We start from the raw sequence: 17,223 nt of genomic DNA, 5'->3' as shown, positions 1-17,223 counted from the left end.
AAGATGACATATCCGAACACCCAGCTCTTCATCGATGGCCAGTGGCAGGACGCGGCGGACGGGCGCACGCTGGCGGTCTTCAATCCCGCCTCCGGCCGGGAGATCGGCCGCGTGGCGCATGCCGGCGCCGCCGACCTGGACCGCGCGCTGGCGGCAGCGCAGAAGGGCTTCGAAACCTGGCGCGACCTGCCGGCGATCGAGCGCAACAAGGTGATGCGCCGGGCCGCCGCGCTCATGCGCGAGCGCGCCGGCGACATCGCCGCCGTGCTGACGCAGGAACAGGGCAAGCCGCTGGCGGAAGCCAAGGGCGAAGCGAACGCCGCTGCCGACATCATCGAATGGTTCGCCGACGAGGGACTGCGCGTGTACGGGCGCATCGTGCCCTCGCGCGGCAACCTGGCGGCGCGCCAAATGGTGCTGAAGGACCCGGTCGGCCCGGTGGCCGCGTTCACGCCGTGGAACTTCCCCATCAACCAGGTGGTGCGCAAGCTGGCGGCAGCGCTGGCCTCGGGCTGCTCGATGATCGTCAAGGCGCCGGAGGAAACCCCGGCCGCGCCGGCCGCGCTCATCCGTGCCTTCGCCGACGCCGGCCTGCCGGCCGGCGTGCTCGGCCTGGTGTACGGCAACCCGGCCGAGATCTCCAGCTACCTGATCCCGCACCCGGTCATCCGCAAGGTCACCTTCACCGGCTCGACGCCGGTCGGCAAGCAGCTCGCGGCGATGGCCGGCCAGCACATGAAGCGCGTCACCATGGAGCTGGGCGGCCACGCGCCGGTGATCGTGTGCGAGGACGCCGACATCGCGCTGGCGGTGAAGGCCGCGGGCGCGGCGAAGTTCCGCAACGCCGGCCAGGTCTGCATCTCGCCCACCCGCTTCCTGGTGCACGAGAGCGTGAAGCGGGACTTCGCCGCGGCGCTGGCCAAGCACGCGGCCGGACTGAAGATCGGCGACGGCCTGGCCGAAGGCACGCAGATGGGGCCGCTGGCCAACCCGCGGCGCCTGACCGCGATGGCCGAGTTCACACGCGACGCGGTGGAGCGCGGCGCCACCGTGATGCACGGCGGCGAGCGCATCGGGGACGCCGGCAACTTCTGGCAGCCGACCATCCTGGCCGACGTGCCGCTGGAGGCCAAGGTGTTCAACGACGAGCCCTTCGGCCCGATGGCGGCCATCCGCGGCTTCAACACCCTGGCCGAGGCCATCGCCGAGGCCAACCGGCTGGCCTTCGGCCTGGCGGGCTACGCCTTCACCAAATCGCTGAAGAACGCCGACCTGCTGGCGCGGCGCGTCGAAGTGGGCATGCTGTGGATGAACATGCCGGCCCTGCCCACGGCCGAAATGCCCTTCGGCGGCATCAAGGATTCGGGCTACGGTTCCGAAGGCGGGCCGGAGGCGATGGAGGCGTACCTCAATACGCGCGCCGTCACCGTGATGAACGTCTGAGCGCGCGAGCCGGGCCAAGGCACGGGCGGCCCGGCTCGGTCACGAGCCCTAGTCGACGAAGAAGTCCGGGATGAAGTTCTGGTTGCCCGGCTTGACCGCATAGCGGCCGAGGTCGGTCACGCCGTGCGCGGCCAGCAGCTCATCGTCGATGAAGAAGTTGCCCGTGTTGCTGCTGGGGCTGGTGAGGATGAAGTAGGCCGCATCGGCCAGGATCTCGGGCGTGCGGCACAGATTCACATCCACGCCCGGGATCATCTGCAGGGCCGCGGTGGCGATCGCGGTGCGCGGCCACAGGCTGTTCACCGCGATGCCGTGCTGGCGCAGCTCGCCCGAATGTCCCAGCGTGCACATGCTCATGCCGTACTTGGCCATGGTGTAGGCCGTGTGCGGCGCGAACCAGTGCTGCTTCATCGACAGCGGCGGCGACATGTTCAGCACATGCGGGTTGCGCCCGGCGGCCGCCGATTTCTTCAGCTGCGGCAGGCAGGCCTGCGTGCACAGGTAGGTGCCGCGCGCGTTGATCCCGTTCATCAGGTCGTAACGCTTCATCGGCGTGTGCTCGGTGTCCGTCAGGCTGATGGCACTGGCGTTGTTGACCAGGATGTCGATGCCGCCGAACGCGGCTTCGGCCTTGGCCACCGCGGCCAGCACGGCGTCCTCCTCGCGGATGTCCACCGCCAGCGGCAGCGCCTGCCCGCCCGCGGCCCGGATCTCCTCGGCGGCCGAGAAGATGGTGCCCGGCAGTCTGGGGTTCGGATCGGTCGTCTTGGCCGCGATCACGATGTTGGCGCCGTCGGCTGCCGCCCGTTTGGCGATCGCCAGGCCGATGCCGCGCGATGCGCCGGTGATGAAAAGCGTACGACCCTTGAGTGTCATTGGATTACCTCCGCCCTGCGGGCTGCGGTGCTATGAATCTTCGGAGCGGCCGTTCGGTTCATGGCCCTACCCCGCTGTTGCCAGGGGCGCGACGGACAGCAGCTCCGAAGGCGCCGGTTGAGATGTGCTGTCGCGCGCCGCAGCATGCCAGGAGTGGCCCTGCAGCTGCTCGCGGGCGTACTCGTAGCCGGCCTGGACGATGCGGTCGAACTTCGACCAGTCCAGCATACCGTAGCCATGGACGCCGGGCGCGAAGTACAGGTCGACGTAGCGCTTGGCCTCGGCCTGGCGCGCGTAGCTGTACATGATGCTGGCGTTGAGCAGCAGCGGCACCAGCCCCGGGAGGCGGTTGCGCTTGCCGCGCATCTTGTCGAGCATCAGCTGCCAGCTTCCCGGCAGTTCCTCGATGCCCTGGTACTTCCGGGTGCCCTCGCGCAGCAGGTTGACGCCGATGATGCGGCCGGCGCCCCTCTGCGCCATCACGTCCGTGGGGAAGTTGTTGAACGTGCCGCCGTCGATGTGCAACTCGCCGTCGAGCATGACGGGCGGAAGCGCGCCCGGGATCGAAACCGAAGCCCGGATGCTCTTGGCGAGCGGGCCGCGGGTCAGCACCGTCTCGCGCATGGCGGAGTAGTTGCTGCTGACGCAGAAGTAGCCCTTCCACAGGTCCTCGATGCCGCAGCCTTCGCCCATGATCGAATGCACGCCCTGGTCGATCACGCGCCGCAGGCGCTTGCCGCCGATCAGCGACAGCATGGGCAGCAGGTTGTAGTCGCCGGTGGGGTTCTCGCGGAACGCGCTGCGCGCCCGGTCGATGGCCTCCTCGATCGGGATGTCCATGGCGCCGAACGCGGCCATCACCGAGCCGATGCTGGTGCCGCCCAGCAGGTCGTAGCCGATGCCGGCTTCCTGCAGCGCCTTCATCACGCCCAGGTGCGCGAAGCCGCGCGCGCCGCCGCCCGACAGCACCAGGCCGACGCCGTTGCCGCTGACCACGCGCGACAGCCGCGCCCAGTCGGCGGCGCGGTCCGCGCGCACGTGGAAATGGCCGGCGAGCTCGCGCGGCGCCAGCCAGCGCGCGGTGCCGCGCGGCACCGCCGTCTCCGGTGGATGCACCAGCACCAGCGAACATGCGGCGTTGTGTTCCCGCTGCGCCCCCTGCAGGCAGGCGGCCTCGACGGGCGCCAACGCCGGGTCCTCGCGGGTGTCGGCGAACAGCAGGATGTGGTCGCTGTGGCGCAGGCAGCGGCGGGTCCATTCGCTGGGACCCGGGTCCGCGACCAGCAGCACGAACTGGTGGTCGCCCTCCACCTGCTCCAGCTTGTGCGCGAGACGTGCAGAAGCCGCCAGGTCCTGGCGCGGCGCCTGCGCGGCGCCCGGATCGCCCAGCCATTCGCCGACGCGGGCGGCCGTCACGACGAGGGTGGGCCCCAGCGCGGACAGGGTCTGCGCCATCCGCTGGGCGGCTTCGAGGGCATCAAGCGCGGGCGCCAGCGGCACCAGCCCGATGGTCATGGGCTTGCCGCCGCCCCTGGCCGCGTCGTTGTGCTTCATCCGCCCGATGACCAGGCGGGTGAGGTTCAGCGCGACCTGCGGGTAGGCCATCAGCAGTTCGCGGAACACCTCGCTGCCCACCCGGGCGAGCAGCGAGTCGCGCACCGCGGCGATGGTCGCCATGCGCGGCTCACCGGTGAAGAAGGCCAGCTCACCAACGGTCTCGCCGCGGGCGATCTCGCCCAGCACGGTGCGCGTGTGCTCGGCATCCTCGCGCACCGCGCGCAGGCGGCCGCTCACCACGAAGTACAAGCTGTCGTCGCGCTCGCCCTGCCGGAACAGCACCTCTCCGCCGCCAAGCTCCAGCCATTCGAACCGGGGCAGGACTCGCTCGAGCATCTCCTGGTCGAACTCCCCGAAGATGCGCTTGAGCCCGTCCACCAGCAGCTGGGTGTGCCCCTGCAGCAATTCCTTCTTTGCAGGCGCCATGCCCGTCACCTCTTGTTGTTCGTTCTTAGTACGGGACAGTACCACCCGCCGCGCGATTGTGGGTGAACTGGCCCGGCGTTGGCAACGCCGGGGAAACCTCAGGGGGTCACAGGTTCGTGAAGTCCGGCTTGCGCTTGGCCATGAAGGCGCCGAAGGCCTCGCGCGCCGCGGGCTCGCGCAGCATGCGGGTGAAGCTCTTGCCTTCCTCGGCCATCTGCTGCGCCACCAGCTGCTGCTGGCCGGCTTTCATCAGGCGCTTGGTTTCGGCCAGCGCGCTGGCTGGCTTGGCCGCCAGCTTCTGCGCCACCGCCAGCGCATAGGCATTGGCCTCGGTCGGCGGCAGCACGCGATTGACCAGGCCCACCTCGAGGGCCGCCTCGGCCATGAAGGGCTCGCCCAGAAGCAGCGCCTCGGCGGCGCGGTGGTAGCCGAGCATCTGCGGCACCAGCACGCTGGAAGCCGCTTCGGGGCACAGGCCCAGATTGACGAAGGGCATGGAGAAGGCCGCGTTGTCGCCGGCGTACACGAGGTCGCAATGCAACAGCAAGGTGGTGCCGACGCCGACCGCCGGCCCGCACACCGCCGCCAGCAGCGGCTTCGGGAAGGAGGCGATGCCGCGCAGGAACCGAAACACGGGCGAGCCGTCCTGCGCCGGCGGCTGGTTCAGGAAGTCGCCGATGTCGTTGCCGGCGCTGAACACGGTTTCGTGCCCCTGGATCAGGACGACGCGCACGGCGGCATCGCCACTGGCGGCCTCCAGGGCGTCGGCCAGCGCGCCGTACATGTCCGCGGTGATCGAGTTCTTGCGCTCGAGCCGGTTGAACGTGAGGATCATCACGCCCTGCTCGCTGTGAACGAGGATATCTTTACTCATGCTTGCCTCAGTGCTTGTTCGACGAAATCGAGCCGGTCCTGGCCCCAATACAACTGGCCGTCGACGAAGAAGGACGGTGCGCCGAACACGCCGCGCTCGACCGCCTCCTGGGTGACGGCTTTCAGCCGCTCCTTGACCTGCGGTTCGGCGGTCAGCGCCAGCAGCGCCTGCGGATCGAAGCCCGCCGCGTGCAGCACGCCGGCGACCACCGCCGGGTCGTTCATGTTCTGGCCCTCGACCCAGATCGCCCGGTTGACCGCGTCCACATAGGCCACCAGTTGCGGCTCATCGCGCATCTGCAAGGCGGTCGCGCAGCGCATCAGCATGAGCGTGTTGATCGGGAAATGCGGATTGAGCCTGAACGGGATGCCGCGCTGCCGCGCGAAGCGCTCCAGGTCGGCCTCCATGTAGCGGCTCTTGGCCGGAATGTTCATGGGCGACTGGTTGCCCGTGGCCTGGAACACGCCGCCCAGCAGCATGGGCCGGTATTGCAGCCTGGCGCCGGCCGCCTGCGCGATCTGCGCGATCGGGCGCCACGCCAGGTAGGACGCCGGGCTGCCGACATCGAAGAAGAATTCCACCGTCTTGCCCATCCGGATCACTCCTTGAAGTACACGAGCTGGTGCGTGGTCGCCAGCAGCACGCCGGCCTCGCTCCACAGGTGGCCCGCATGGTCGAAGTAGCCGTTGCGAAAGCCCTGCCCCTGAGCCTGCGCGAGCAGGTAGCCGGCGCCCGCAGCCTGCAGCTGCGCGCCGTCGGCGTGGAAGTAGACCGTCATCGTCACGGTGCCGACCACGCTGGGCTTGCCGCGGCGCAGCCACACGCGCGGAAAGAAGATGTCGGCCATGGAGGTGAGCGACGGGAAGTCGAGCGCACGCGACGGATTGTCGCGCACCCACAGCGCCGTGCGGCTGTGGCCGCGGTCCTGTCCGTCCCAGGGGTAGGGAACGGACCCGCCGATGAAGCGCATGTCGTATCGCCCCAACCAGGCCACCCGCGCCGGCTGCGTGGGCGGCGCCAGCTCCTGGGGCGCCCGCGCGGCGGGCATCACCGCCTCGTCGCCGCTCCAGGTCTCGCGCCGGATCGCGGTGAGCGCGGTGGCGGTCACCACCGCCTGCCCGTCCTGCAGCAGTTCCACGATCCAGTGCTGGGTCGACCGGTTGGTGCGCGCCGGCCGCGCCCGCGCCTCGAACGGACCGTCGGCCATGGCCGCCGCGAAGTTGACGGTGAAGGCCACCGGCTCGCCCAGGCGCTGCGGATGCAGCATCACGGCGTTGAGCGCCTGCGCGGCCATGATGCCGCCGTAGGGGCCGATGAAGTTCGCGTAGTCCGGGCTGGTGCGGCCTTCCCAGCCGTCCTGGCCGGTCGCGGCCAGTGCGATCGCGTTGTCGAAGGGATGCGTGTTCATTGGAATAACCTCCGCCCTGCGGGCTGCGGTGCTATTCGCCTTCGGAGCGGCCGTGCGGCTCATGCCGTTCGCAAGTTGGGCAGGCCGCTCAGCCACTCGGCCATGCGCGGCCACAGCTGCGCCTCGTGTTCGCTGCGGAAGGGACCGAAGTGGCCCAGGCGGCGCGCGCCGATGTCGGCGGGTGCCAGCCGCTGCACCGAGCGCGGCGCGTTCTCGTACAGGTCGATCAGGATGTGCGTGCCGCGCAGCGTCATCAGCTCGTCGTCGGTGATCGACAGCGCGTGCACCGGGAAGGTGGCGCGCGAATAGCTCTGGCGCGCGGACTCGCCCTCGGCGCTGACGCTGTAGCGCGGCGAGAGGCACCATTTGCGCCATTGCATGACGACGCCGGTGGGCAGGTCGCCGACCTTGCGCAGCTTGCGGCCGGGGAAGTAGCCGAACAGCCGCGTGGCCAGCGGCACCAGCACGAACCAGAAGTAGGGAACGAAGCGCTTGAGCTGCGGCGCGTTCTCGCGCCAGTAGCCGCTGCCGGCCGCGACGCTGAGCATGCCGCTGACCTTGTGCTGGTTACTCAGGAAGCCGGGCAGTTGCGCGCCCAGGCTGTGGCCCAGCAGGAACAGGGGCCGCTCCGGCAGCGCGGCGTGGGCGAGGTCGATCACCGCCTCGTAGTCGCGCGTCCAGTCGAACAGGTCGGCCTGGTAGCCGCGCAGCGCCTTGCCGCTGGGGCCGGAATCGCCGCTGCCGCGGTAGTCGAAGGTGACGACCCGCCATCCCTGCGTGGCCAGCCACTGCGCAAAGGGCGCGTAGTAATCCTGGCGCACCCCCATCGCGCCGCCGATCACCACGCTGCCGCGGTCCGGGCTGTCCGGTTCGAAGACGCGCAGCGCGATCTTCGCGCCGTCCCGCGATTCGATCACCTGGGCCTTCATGCGTGACTCCTTGTCCATGCGACTGGCCCCTTGAGTTCAGACTCTTTCGAAGATTCCCGCTGCGCCCTGCCCCATGCCGACGCACATCGTGACCATGCCGTATTTCAGATTCTTGCGGCGAAGCGCGTGCACCACTGTCGCCGAGCGGATAGCACCCGTCGCGCCCAGCGGATGACCCAGCGCAATCGCGCCGCCCATGGGGTTGACCTTGGCGCCGTCCAGGCCCAGCGTATCGATCACGGCGAGCGATTGCGCCGCGAACGCCTCGTTGAGTTCGATCCAGTCCAGGTCCTGCTGCTTGAGCCCCGCCGCCTTCAGGGCCGCCGGGATCGCCTCGACCGGGCCGATGCCCATGATGTGCGGCGGCACGCCGCGGCTGGCGAAGCTGACGAAGCGGGCCAGCGGCGTCAGCCCGAAGCGCTTGATGGCCGACTCGCTGGCCAGGATCAGGGCGCCGGCGCCGTCGGAGGTCTGCGAGCTGTTGCCCGCGGTCACCGTGCCGCGCGCCGCGAACACGGTCTTGAGCTTGGCCAGGCCCTCGGGCGTGGTGTCGGGCCGCGCGCCCTCGTCGAGCTGGACCGTGCGCCGGCTGATGCCAACCTCGGCCGACTCCAGGTCGAGCGAGCGCTCTTCGACTTCGATCGACGTGATCTCGGCGGCGAACTCGCCGGCGGTCATGGCAGCGACCGCCTTCATGTGCGAGCGATAGGCGAACTCGTCCTGCGCCTCGCGCGAGACTTTCCACTGCTGCGCGACCTTCTCCGCCGTGAGGCCCATGCCGTAGGCGATGCCATAGCTCTCGATGTCCTCGGGGTTCGAGAAGATGGCCGGCGACAGCGAGGGCGAGTTGCCCATCATCGGCACCATGCTCATGCTCTCGGCGCCGGCGGCGATCATCACCTCGGCCTCGCCGACGCGAATGCGGTCGGCCGCGATCTGCACCGCCGACAGCCCGGAGGCGCAGAAGCGGTTGACGGTGATGCCGCCCACGCTCTTGGGCAGTCCGGCCAGCACGGCGCCGACGCGCGCGACGTTCAGGCCCTGCTGCGCCTCGGGAATGGCACAGCCGCAGATGATGTCTTCGATCACTGCCGGATCGAGGCCGGGCGCCTGCGCCAGCGCCGACTTGAGCACGGCGGCCAGCAAGTCGTCGGGCCGCGTGTTGCGGAAAGACCCCTTGTGCGAGCGCCCGATGGGGGAGCGGGTGGCGGCGATGATGTAGGCGTCCTGGATTTGTTTCACTTGGATGCTCCTAGGTATTTGCTCCTTCCCCCTCCGGGGGAAGGGTGGGATGGGGGCGCTTGCCCGCCAGACCAAGTTGTTCAACGATGGCTGTCAGCACACCTTCGATGTTCGTCAAAGGCGCGTCGGTAGCAAACCGCAGAATCGCGAAGCCCTGCTCGCGGAAGAACGCATCGCGTCGTGCGTCGTAAGCGAGGGCGTCTGCGTGCTGGGAACCGTCCAGCTCCACGATCATCTTTGGCGAAAGACAAGCGAAGTCTGCGATGTAGTGGCCCAGGGGATGCTGGCGCCTGAACTTGACTCCAAGCTGTTCTCCCCGCAGGCGGGACCAAAGCTTGCGCTCGGAGTCCGTCATGGATCCGCGCAACGCCCGGGCGTTGGCATGCGTGGTGGAAAGAGCCTGGTTTCGCATCGAAGCGCCCCCATCCCTGCCTTCCCCCGGAGGGGGAAGGAGGAACAGCCGCCTAGTTCCTCACCGGCTTCCCCGTGTTCAGCATCCCCAAAATCCGCTCCTGCGTCTTGGGGTGCTGCACCAGTTCGCAGAAGGCCTGGCGCTCCAGCGTCATCAGGTACTCCTCGGTCACCAGCGTGCCGGCGTCGACGTCGCCGCCGGTCACCACCCTGGCGATCAGCGAGGCGATGTGGAAGTCGTGGTGGCTGATGAAGCCGCCGTCACGCATGTTCACCAGCTGGCCCTGGATGGTGGCGCGGGCAGCGCGGCCAGCCACCGGGAAGCGGCGACGGTGCGGCGCGCGCCAGCCGGCGTCGTGCATGGACTTGGCCTGCTGCACGGCCACGTACAGCAGTTCGTCCTTGTTCGGGACGACGATGTCGCTTTCCAGCAGGTAACCGAGCTTGCGCGATTCGATCGCGCTGGTGCCGACCTTGGCCATGGCGGCCGCGGTGAAGCCTTCGCTCAGGAACTTCAGCAGGTCCTTGTCGGTGCTGCTCGCGGCGTTCTCGGCCGCGCGGCGCGCGATGTAGGTCAGGCCGCCGGCGCCCGGCACCAGGCCCACGCCGACTTCGACCAGGCCGATGTAGCTTTCCATCGCGGCCACGCGCCTGGCCGAATACAGGCCCAGCTCGCAGCCGCCGCCCAGCGCCAGCCCGCGGATGGCCGACACCACCGGCACGCCGGCGTAGCGCAGGCGCAGCATGGTCTGCTGCATGAAGCCTTCGGCATCCTCGATCGCGGCCACGCCGACGGCGATAAAGGCCGGCAAGGTGGACTCCAGGTCGGCGCCGGCGCTGAAGGGCTCGTCGCCCGACCAGATCACCAGGCCGCGGAAGTCCTTCTCGGCCATCTCCACCGCCTGCTGCAGGCCTTCGCAGACCTCGGGGCTGATGGTGTGCATCTTGGTCTTCAGGCTGGCGATCAGCACCTCCTGGTCCAGTGTCCACAGCCGGATGTTCTTGTCCTCGTGCAGCGTGCTGCCCGCCTCCTGGAAGCGCGGGCCGGCTTCGCCCAGCAGCAGTTCGGGGAACAGCTGGCGCGCATGCACCGGCAGCACGCGGCGCGGCTCGAAGCGATTCGCGGCCGGATTCCAGGATCCCTGCGCCGTGTGCACGCCGCCGGCCTCGGCCACCGGGCCCTCGAACACCCACTTCGGCAGCGGCGCCTTCGACAGCGCCTTGCCGGCATCGATGTCTTCCTGGATCCAGCGCGCGACCTGCAGCCAGCCCACCTCCTGCCACAGTTCGAACGGGCCCTGCTTCATGCCGAAGCCCCAGCGCATCGCCAGGTCGACGTCGCGCGCGGTCTCGGCGATCGTCGCCAGGTGCACCGCGGCGTAGTGGAAGCTGTTGCGCAGGATCGCCCACAGGAAGCGGCCTTGCGGGCCTTCGGCGTGGCGCAGCAGCTTCAGGCGCTCGGCCGCCGGCTTCTTCAGCATGCGGGCGTAGACCTCGTCGGCCTTCTGCCCAGCGGGCACGTACTCGCCCGATTCCAGCTCGAAGCGCAGCACGTCGCGGCCGGCCTTCTTGTAGAAGCCCGCTTTGGTCTTCTGGCCCAGGTGACCCTTCTCGAGCAGCGTCTTGAGTACCGCCGGCGTGCCGAAACTGGCGTAGAAGGGATCCGTGTCGGCGCTCAGGGTGTCCTGCAGCGTCTTGATCACGTGGGCCATGGTGTCCAGGCCCACCACGTCGGCGGTGCGGAAGGTGCCCGAGCTGGCGCGGCCCATCTTCTTGCCGGTGAGGTCGTCGACCACGTCGAAGGTGAGGCCGAAGTTGTCGACCTCCTTCATGGTCGCCAGCATGCCGGCGATGCCGACCCGGTTGGCGACGAAGTTGGGCGTGTCCTTGGCCCGCACCACGCCCTTGCCCAGGCCGCTGGTGACGAAGGTCTCCAGGTCGTCCAGGATCTGCGGCTCCGTGGTGGGCGTGGCGATCAGCTCCACCAGATACATGTACCGGGGCGGATTGAAGAAGTGGATGCCGCAGAAGCGCGGCTTGATCGCGTCGGGCAGCGCCTGCGACAGCGCGCTGATCGACAGGCCCGAGGTGTTGGACGCCACGATGGCATGCGGCGCGACGTGCGGCGCGATTTTCTTGTACAGGTCCAGCTTCCAGTCCATGCGCTCGGCGATCGCCTCGATCACCAGGTCGCAATCGCCCAGCAGCGCCAGGTGTTCCTCGTAGTTCGCCTGCTGGATCAGCTCGGCGTCCTCGGCCACCCCGAGCGGCGAGGGCTTCATCTTCTTCAGGCCCTCGACGGCCTTGGCGACGATGCCGGTCTTCGGGCCTGTTCCGCCGCCGGGCCGCCCCAAGGCGGAACCGGCCCCCTCGGGGGGCAGCGACCCACGCGCAGCGGGGAGCGTGGGGGCGAGCTGATCCGGCAGATCGAACAGCACGACCGGCACCTTCACATTGACCAGGTGTGCGGCGATCTGCGCGCCCATCACCCCCGCGCCGAGCACGGCGACTTTCTTCACGTGGAATCGGTTCATCGCGATATCAAAACTTGTTCACTATTGAGCGCGCACCCAGGTCTGCGTGCGGCCGAAGGGGCCGAAGGAGCCGCGCACCTCCAGCTTCTTGCCGGCGTCGACGGGCGTCAGGCGCAGCCGGTACTCGCGGCCGTTCTCGGGGTCGAGGATCTTGCCGTCTTCCCACACGTCCTTGCCGTCGGCCTTGCGCGCGCCGCGGATGATCTCCAGCCCCACCATGGGCTGGCCCTTGCGCTCGTCGGCGCACTCATTGCAGCGCTCGTCGGGCTTGGCGTCCTTGCGCAGGATCTTCTCGATGCGCCCGCTCAGGCCGCCGGCCGTCTCCGTGATGCGGATCTCGGCCTTGGCTTCGCCGGTCTTGTCGTCGACGTTTCGCCACAGGCCCACCGGCGTGGTCTGCGCGAAGGCGGCGGCCGCCGCGAGCCCCAGGCCGGCGATCAACAGCCGCTTCATGCCAGCGCCAGGTCGGTGTCCATCAACACCTTGCTGCCGGCGCGCGCGGTGCGCATCAGCGTCGCGGTCTCGGGGAACAGCTTGGCGAAATAGAAGCGCGCCGTCTGCAGCTTGCCCTGGTAGAAGGGGTCTGTGTTGCCGGCCGCGATCTCGCGCAGCGCGACTTGCGCCATGCGGGCCCAGAAGTAGCCGAACACCAGGTGGCCGGCGACGCGCAGGTAGTCGACCGACGCGGCGCCGACCTCGTCCGGGTTCTGGAAACCCTTGAAGCCGATCTCGGTGGTGAACTTGGTCATCTGCTCGCCGAGGTAGGCGATCGGATTGATGAACTCGGCCATCTTCTCGTTCACGCCCTCTTCCTCGACCAGCTGGGCGACCATCTTGCCGAACCTCTTGAGCGCCGCGCCGTTGTCGCCCAGGATCTTGCGGCCCAGCAGGTCCAGCGACTGGATGCCGTTGGTTCCCTCGTAGATCATGTTGATGCGGGCATCGCGCACGAACTGCTCCATGCCCCATTCCTTGATGTAGCCGTGGCCGCCGAACACCTGCATGCAGGCCGAGGTCGAAATCCAGCCGTTGTCGGTGATGAAGGCCTTGACGATGGGCGTGAGCAGCGCCACCAGCTCGGCGGCATCCTTGCGCACCTTCTCGTCGGGGTGGTTCAGTTCGCGGTCGATCAGCAGCGCGCAGAACTGCGCCAGCGCCCGGCCGCCTTCGGCGTAGGCCTTGGCGGTGAGCAGCATGCGGCGCACGTCCGGGTGCACGATGATCGGGTCGGCCGGCTTGTCCTTGGCCTTGGTGCCCGAGAGCGAGCGCATCTGCACGCGGTCCTTGGCATAGGCCAACGCGTTCTGGTAGGCCACTTCGGTCAGGCCCAGCGACTGCATGCCGACGCCGACGCGGGCGGCGTTCATCATGACGAACATCGCCATCAGCCCCTTGTTGGGCTCGCCCACCAGCGTGCCGACCGCGCCGTCCAGCGTGAGCTGCGCGGTGGCATTGCCGTGGATGCCCATCTTGTGTTCCAGGCCGGTGCAGAAGATGGGATTGCGGGCGCCCAGCGAGCCGTCCTGGTTCACCCTGAACTTGGGCACCGCGAACAGGCTGATGCCCTTGCTGCCCTTGGGCGCGTCCGGCAGGCGCGCCAGCACCAGGTGCACGATGTTGGCGGTGAGGTCGTGCTCGCCCGCCGAGATGAAGATCTTGCTGCCGGTCAGCTTGTAGCTGCCGTCGCCCTGCGGCTCGGCCTTCGTGCGCAGCAGGCCCAGGTCGGTGCCGCAGTGCGATTCGGTCAGGCACATGGTGCCGGTCCACTCGCCGCTGGCCAGCTTGGGCACGTACATCCGCTTCTGCTCGGGCGTGCCGTGCACGCGCAGCGCCGCGTACGCGCCGGCGGTCAGGCCCGGGTACATGGTCCAGGCCTGGTTGGCGCTGTTCATCATTTCGTTGAAGGCCTGACTCACCACCAGGGGCAGGCCCTGGCCGCCGTAGTCCGGGTCGCAGGACAAGGCCGGCCAGCCGGCCTGCACACACTGGTGGTAGGCCTCCTTGAAGCCCTTGGGGGTCGTGACTTCGTGGGTCTTGGGATCCAGCCGGCAACCTTCCTCGTCGCCCGTGATGTTGAGCGGGAAGATGACCTCGGCCGCGAACTTGCCGCCTTGTTCCAGCACGGCATTGATCGTCTCGGCATCGATGTCCGCGTAGCGCGGGATGGACTTGTACTCGTCCGTGACCTTGAGCACTTCGTGCATCACGAACTGCATGTCGCGCAGCGGCGGGGTGTATGTCGGCATGGGGGACTACTCCTTGGAAGCTTTGCCGGAACGGCGGGCGTTGGATGCGGCGGGCGCGAGGGGTGCGCCGTAGAGCCGCAGGATGTTTTCGAAACCGGTGTTCGCGCGGGCGAGCGCGCCCGGGCTCTTGAGGAATCGCGCCTCGTAGTGCAGCGCGAGGATGAGGCCGTGGATCTCGAACAGCATTTGTTCCTCGTCCGCGTCCGGGTGCAGGTGGCCTTCGGCCTTGGCTCCGACGATGGAGCGCTTCATGGCGTTGTGCCAGGTCAGCACGGAACTGGCCAGCGCGTCGCGCACCGGCCCCGTGCGGTCGTCGAACTCCACTGCGCCGCTGATGTAGATGCAGCCGGAATCGATCTCGATCGAGGTGCGCTTCATCCAGAGGCTGAACAGCGCGCGCAGGCGCGGCAGCCCGCGCTCTTCGCGCATCGCCGGATAGAACACCTCGTCCTCGAAGCGCGAGTGGTATTCGCGGATGACCGAAATCTGCAGTTCCTCGCGCGAGCCGAAGTGGGCGAACACGCCCGACTTGCTCATGCGGGTGACCTCGGCCAGCGCGCCGATGGACAGCCCTTCCAGGCCGATCTGCGTCGCCAGCCCGAGCGCGGCGTCGACGATGGCGGCCTTGGTCTGCTGGCCCTTTTGCAAGGCCTTGCCTTCGCGCGTAGAGCGGGGAGGCCGGGAAGGCAGTTCAGTGACGGACATGGCGATCACGCAAAATAAAACGAACGGTCGTTCTATTCTGCATGAATCGGTGGCCGGTCAACGGGAAAGCCCGGACTCTAGAGGCGCTTTTCTAAGGTCCTTTGGGGCAAACCCTGAGGCCGGCCATGGAAAAAGTCGCGTCGGAGCCAAGTGCGGCCGCGCCGTCAGCGCCAAGGCGCCCACGGCATCGGGCCGTCGGACCGCTGCGCTTCAGCGCTTGAACGGCACCACCAGTTGCCGCTGCTCGCCCAGCCCCTCAATGCCCAGCGTCACCACGTCGCCCTTCTTCAGGTAGGTGGGCGGCTTCATGCCCAGGCCGACGCCGGGCGGCGTGCCGGTGGTGATCACGTCGCCGGGCATCAGCGTCATGAATTCGCTCACGTAGCTCACCAGCTTGGCGCAGTCGAAGATCATGGTGCGGGTGTTGCCGGTCTGCATGCGCTTGCCGTTGACGTCCAGCCACATGTCCAGCCGCTGCACGTTGGTGATCTCGTCGCTCGTCACCAGCCAGGGGCCGATGGGGCCGAAGGTATCGCAGCCCTTGCCCTTGTCCCACTGCGGACCGCGCTCGAGCTGGAACTCGCGCTCGCTCACGTCGTTGATCACGCAAAAGCCGGCCACATGCGACAGCGCGTCCTTCTTGGTCACATAGCGCGCGCGGGTGCCGATCACCACGCCCAGTTCGACCTCCCAGTCGGTCTTGACCGAACCCTTTGGCAGCATCACCGGATCATCCGGCCCCTGGATGCAGCTGGTGGACTTCATGAACACCACCGGCTCCTTGGGGATGGGTACGCCCGATTCGGCGGCATGGTCGGCGTAGTTCAAGCCGATCGCGACGAACTTGCCGATGCCGGTCACCGGGCAGCCGAAGCGCGGCTTGCCGCGCACCGCCGGCAGCTTGGCGGGATTGAGCTTGCGCAGCTTGGCCAGCGCCGTGGCGCCCAGTTGCGCCGGTCCGATGTCGGGCACCACCGCGCTCAAGTCGCGCAGGCGCCCGTCGGCGTCGATCAGGCCCGGCTTTTCCTTGCCGGGGTTGCCGTAGCGGACGAGTTTCATGTCATTGCCTTTCTAGTGATATCAGTAGGTCGAGCGCCCGCCGGACAGGTCGAACACCGCGCCGGTCGAGAAGGAACATTCCTCGGTGCACAGCCAGCCCACCAGGGACGCGACCTCCTCGGGCGTGCCGAAGCGTCCCATGGGGATCTTCGAGAGCATGAACTGGATGTGCTCGGGCGTCATCTGGTCGAAGATGGCCGTCTTCACCGCCGCCGGCGTCACGCAGTTGACGCGGATGCCGGTGTCGGCCAGCTCCTTGCCGAGCGATTTGGTCAGGGCGATCACCGCTGCCTTGCTGGCGCTGTAGGCGCTCGCGTTCGGGTTGCCGTCCTTGCCGGCCACCGAGGCGATGTTGACGATGCGGCCGTAGTTGGCCGCGCGCATGACCGGCACCACCTGACGGCAGCACAGGAACAGGCCGTTCAGGTTGACGTCCATGACCTGCCGCCAGTCGGCCACCGGGTACTCCCACAGCCGGGTGTTGGGGCCGGTGATGCCTGCGCTGTTGACCAGCGCGTCGATGCGCCCGGCCGCCTGCAGCGTCGACTGCACCGCGCGCTCCACGTCGGCGGGGTCCGCAACGTCGACCCCGACCCAGCTGGTGTTGCCGCCCAGGTGTGTGGCGGCCTGCTGCGCGGCCGCCCCGTCGCGGTCCCACAAGGTGACGCTGCCGCCCGAGCGGACCAGCCGGGCGGCGATGGCCAGGCCGAGCCCGGCGGCGCCGCCGGTGACCACCGCGTGGCGGCCCTGGAAGTCAAGCTGGTTCATATCGTGATCCCCCCATCGACGGCGAAGGACTGTCCGGTGGCGAAGCGCGATTCGTCGCTGGCCAGGTAGACGATCAGCGGGACGATCTCCTCGGCCTGCGCCAGGCGGCCCATCGGCTGGCGCGCGATGAAGGCCTGGCGCGCGGCCACCGGGTCAGGGTTGGCATTGATGCGGTCCTGCAGCGAGGGCGTGTCCACCGTGCCCGGGCAGATGGCATTGCAGCGGATGCCCTGCGTGACGTAGTCGGCCGCCACGCTCTTGGTCAGGCCCAGCACCGCGGCCTTGCTCACGCCGTAGATGAAGCGGTTGGGCAGGCCCTTGATGCTGCTGCACACGCTGGCCATGTTGATGATGCTGCCCGCGCCCTTGCCGCCGTCGTTGGCCAGCATGCGCGGCAGCGCGGCCTGCACGGCCCAGAACTGCGAGCGCACGTTCAGGTCGAGCGCGAAGTTCCATTCCTCGTCGGTCGCCTGCAGCACCGTGCCGTTGTGCACGAAGCCGGCGCAATTGAACAGCACGTCGATGGCCGGCATGGACGCCACCACCCGCTGGATCGCCGCCTTGTCCAGCACGTCGAGCGGAACGGCGCGGATGCCCGCGACGCCCTCGAAGCGCTCCAGCAGCTTCGGGTCGACGTCGGTGGCCCACACCTGCGCGCCCTCGGCCGCGAAGGCCAGCGCCGCCGCATGCCCCATGCCCTGTCCGGCGGCGGTGACGAGGGCGGTCTTCCCTTCCAATCTCATGG

16 protein-coding genes are annotated in these 17,223 nt (G+C 68.6%); 1 reads left to right on the top strand and 15 read right to left on the bottom strand.

All coding sequences use genetic code 11. From position 1 onward, the window contains the following. Nucleotides 1–3: 3 nt before the first annotated feature. Complete coding sequence (locus tag UC35_RS14650; protein ID WP_061500931.1) at nt 4–1,443, top strand: NAD-dependent succinate-semialdehyde dehydrogenase; 1,440 nt, start codon at nt 4–6, stop codon at nt 1,441–1,443. A gap of 48 nt (nt 1,444–1,491) precedes the next feature. Here the strand turns inward: UC35_RS14650 and UC35_RS14645 are convergent, their stop codons facing one another. The 15 genes from UC35_RS14645 to UC35_RS14575 form a co-directional block, all read right to left on the bottom strand. Then, on the bottom strand, nt 1,492–2,319 hold the full coding sequence (locus UC35_RS14645; RefSeq protein WP_061500929.1) for an SDR family oxidoreductase: 828 nt from the start codon (nt 2,317–2,319) through the stop codon (nt 1,492–1,494). A gap of 66 nt (nt 2,320–2,385) precedes the next feature. Next, nucleotides 2,386–4,302 carry a patatin-like phospholipase family protein gene (locus UC35_RS14640; RefSeq protein WP_082793221.1) on the bottom strand — a complete coding sequence of 639 codons (1,917 nt, stop codon included), beginning with the start codon at nt 4,300–4,302 and terminating at the stop codon, nt 2,386–2,388. Nucleotides 4,303–4,408: 106 nt separating this feature from the next. After that, entirely contained in the window at nt 4,409–5,176 is a 768-nt protein-coding gene (locus UC35_RS14635; protein WP_061500925.1) for an enoyl-CoA hydratase, read from the bottom strand. Next, a complete protein-coding gene (locus UC35_RS14630; RefSeq protein WP_061500923.1) occupies nt 5,173–5,769 on the bottom strand; it encodes a 2-hydroxychromene-2-carboxylate isomerase in 597 nt (198 codons plus the stop codon). Before UC35_RS14630 ends, UC35_RS14635 begins: the two co-directional genes overlap by 4 nt. Before the next feature lie 5 nt (nt 5,770–5,774). Further along, nucleotides 5,775–6,590, bottom strand: a complete 816-nt coding sequence (locus tag UC35_RS14625; protein ID WP_145979626.1) for an acyl-CoA thioesterase — start codon at nt 6,588–6,590, stop codon at nt 5,775–5,777. A 53-nt stretch (nt 6,591–6,643) separates the two neighbouring features. After that, nucleotides 6,644–7,513, bottom strand: a complete 870-nt coding sequence (locus UC35_RS14620; RefSeq protein WP_061503849.1) for an alpha/beta fold hydrolase — start codon at nt 7,511–7,513, stop codon at nt 6,644–6,646. A 36-nt stretch (nt 7,514–7,549) separates the two neighbouring features. Then, nucleotides 7,550–8,755 carry an acetyl-CoA C-acyltransferase gene (locus UC35_RS14615; RefSeq protein ID WP_061503848.1) on the bottom strand — a complete coding sequence of 402 codons (1,206 nt, stop codon included), beginning with the start codon at nt 8,753–8,755 and terminating at the stop codon, nt 7,550–7,552. Between the two features lie 10 nt (nt 8,756–8,765). Beyond that, a complete protein-coding gene (locus UC35_RS14610) occupies nt 8,766–9,167 on the bottom strand; it encodes an endonuclease domain-containing protein (RefSeq protein ID WP_145979464.1) in 402 nt (133 codons plus the stop codon). Between the two features lie 52 nt (nt 9,168–9,219). Then, nucleotides 9,220–11,700 (bottom strand): 3-hydroxyacyl-CoA dehydrogenase/enoyl-CoA hydratase family protein, encoded by a 2,481-nt coding sequence (locus tag UC35_RS14605; RefSeq protein ID WP_061500919.1) that lies wholly within the window; start codon nt 11,698–11,700, stop codon nt 9,220–9,222. Nucleotides 11,701–11,721: 21 nt separating this feature from the next. Continuing rightward, nucleotides 11,722–12,153: a DUF2147 domain-containing protein gene (locus UC35_RS14600; protein WP_061500917.1), complete on the bottom strand. Its 432-nt coding sequence runs from the start codon at nt 12,151–12,153 to the stop codon at nt 11,722–11,724. After that, the gene (locus UC35_RS14595; protein WP_061500915.1) at nt 12,150–13,946 is read right to left on the bottom strand and encodes an acyl-CoA dehydrogenase C-terminal domain-containing protein; all 1,797 of its coding nucleotides are present in this window, start codon (nt 13,944–13,946) and stop codon (nt 12,150–12,152) included. The genes UC35_RS14600 and UC35_RS14595 overlap by 4 nt, the downstream gene beginning before the upstream one ends. 6 nt (nt 13,947–13,952) lie before the next feature. After that, on the bottom strand, nt 13,953–14,651 hold the full coding sequence (locus UC35_RS14590; RefSeq protein ID WP_061503847.1) for a TetR/AcrR family transcriptional regulator: 699 nt from the start codon (nt 14,649–14,651) through the stop codon (nt 13,953–13,955). Between the two features lie 210 nt (nt 14,652–14,861). After that, on the bottom strand, nt 14,862–15,710 hold the full coding sequence (locus tag UC35_RS14585; RefSeq protein WP_061500913.1) for a fumarylacetoacetate hydrolase family protein: 849 nt from the start codon (nt 15,708–15,710) through the stop codon (nt 14,862–14,864). 21 nt (nt 15,711–15,731) lie between these two features. After that, entirely contained in the window at nt 15,732–16,478 is a 747-nt protein-coding gene (locus UC35_RS14580) for an SDR family NAD(P)-dependent oxidoreductase (protein WP_061500911.1), read from the bottom strand. Beyond that, nucleotides 16,475–17,221, bottom strand: a complete 747-nt coding sequence (locus tag UC35_RS14575; protein ID WP_061500909.1) for an SDR family oxidoreductase — start codon at nt 17,219–17,221, stop codon at nt 16,475–16,477. The genes UC35_RS14580 and UC35_RS14575 overlap by 4 nt, the downstream gene beginning before the upstream one ends. Between the last annotated feature and the right edge of the window lie 2 nt (nt 17,222–17,223).

This window comes from Ramlibacter tataouinensis, from assembly GCF_001580455.1.
GTDB lineage: Bacteria > Pseudomonadota > Gammaproteobacteria > Burkholderiales > Burkholderiaceae_C > Ramlibacter > Ramlibacter tataouinensis_B.
This window is presented reverse-complemented; position numbering and strand designations above follow the sequence as displayed.

Excerpts from the sequence above, each read along its gene's own strand:
- UC35_RS14650 (WP_061500931.1), top strand. The coding sequence starts at position 4 with ATGACATATCCGAACACCCAGCTCTTCATCGATGGCCAGTGGCAGGAC.
- UC35_RS14645 (WP_061500929.1), bottom strand. The coding sequence starts at position 2,319 with ATGACACTCAAGGGTCGTACGCTTTTCATCACCGGCGCATCGCGCGGC.
- UC35_RS14640 (WP_082793221.1), bottom strand. The coding sequence starts at position 4,302 with ATGGCGCCTGCAAAGAAGGAATTGCTGCAGGGGCACACCCAGCTGCTG.
- UC35_RS14635 (WP_061500925.1), bottom strand. The coding sequence starts at position 5,176 with ATGAGTAAAGATATCCTCGTTCACAGCGAGCAGGGCGTGATGATCCTC.
- UC35_RS14630 (WP_061500923.1), bottom strand. The coding sequence starts at position 5,769 with ATGGGCAAGACGGTGGAATTCTTCTTCGATGTCGGCAGCCCGGCGTCC.
- UC35_RS14620 (WP_061503849.1), bottom strand. The coding sequence starts at position 7,513 with ATGAAGGCCCAGGTGATCGAATCGCGGGACGGCGCGAAGATCGCGCTG.
- UC35_RS14610 (WP_145979464.1), bottom strand. The coding sequence starts at position 9,167 with ATGCGAAACCAGGCTCTTTCCACCACGCATGCCAACGCCCGGGCGTTG.
- UC35_RS14605 (WP_061500919.1), bottom strand. The coding sequence starts at position 11,700 with ATGAACCGATTCCACGTGAAGAAAGTCGCCGTGCTCGGCGCGGGGGTG.
- UC35_RS14600 (WP_061500917.1), bottom strand. The coding sequence starts at position 12,153 with ATGAAGCGGCTGTTGATCGCCGGCCTGGGGCTCGCGGCGGCCGCCGCC.
- UC35_RS14595 (WP_061500915.1), bottom strand. The coding sequence starts at position 13,946 with ATGCCGACATACACCCCGCCGCTGCGCGACATGCAGTTCGTGATGCAC.
- UC35_RS14590 (WP_061503847.1), bottom strand. The coding sequence starts at position 14,651 with ATGTCCGTCACTGAACTGCCTTCCCGGCCTCCCCGCTCTACGCGCGAA.
- UC35_RS14585 (WP_061500913.1), bottom strand. The coding sequence starts at position 15,710 with ATGAAACTCGTCCGCTACGGCAACCCCGGCAAGGAAAAGCCGGGCCTG.
- UC35_RS14580 (WP_061500911.1), bottom strand. The coding sequence starts at position 16,478 with ATGAACCAGCTTGACTTCCAGGGCCGCCACGCGGTGGTCACCGGCGGC.
- UC35_RS14575 (WP_061500909.1), bottom strand. The coding sequence starts at position 17,221 with ATGAGATTGGAAGGGAAGACCGCCCTCGTCACCGCCGCCGGACAGGGC.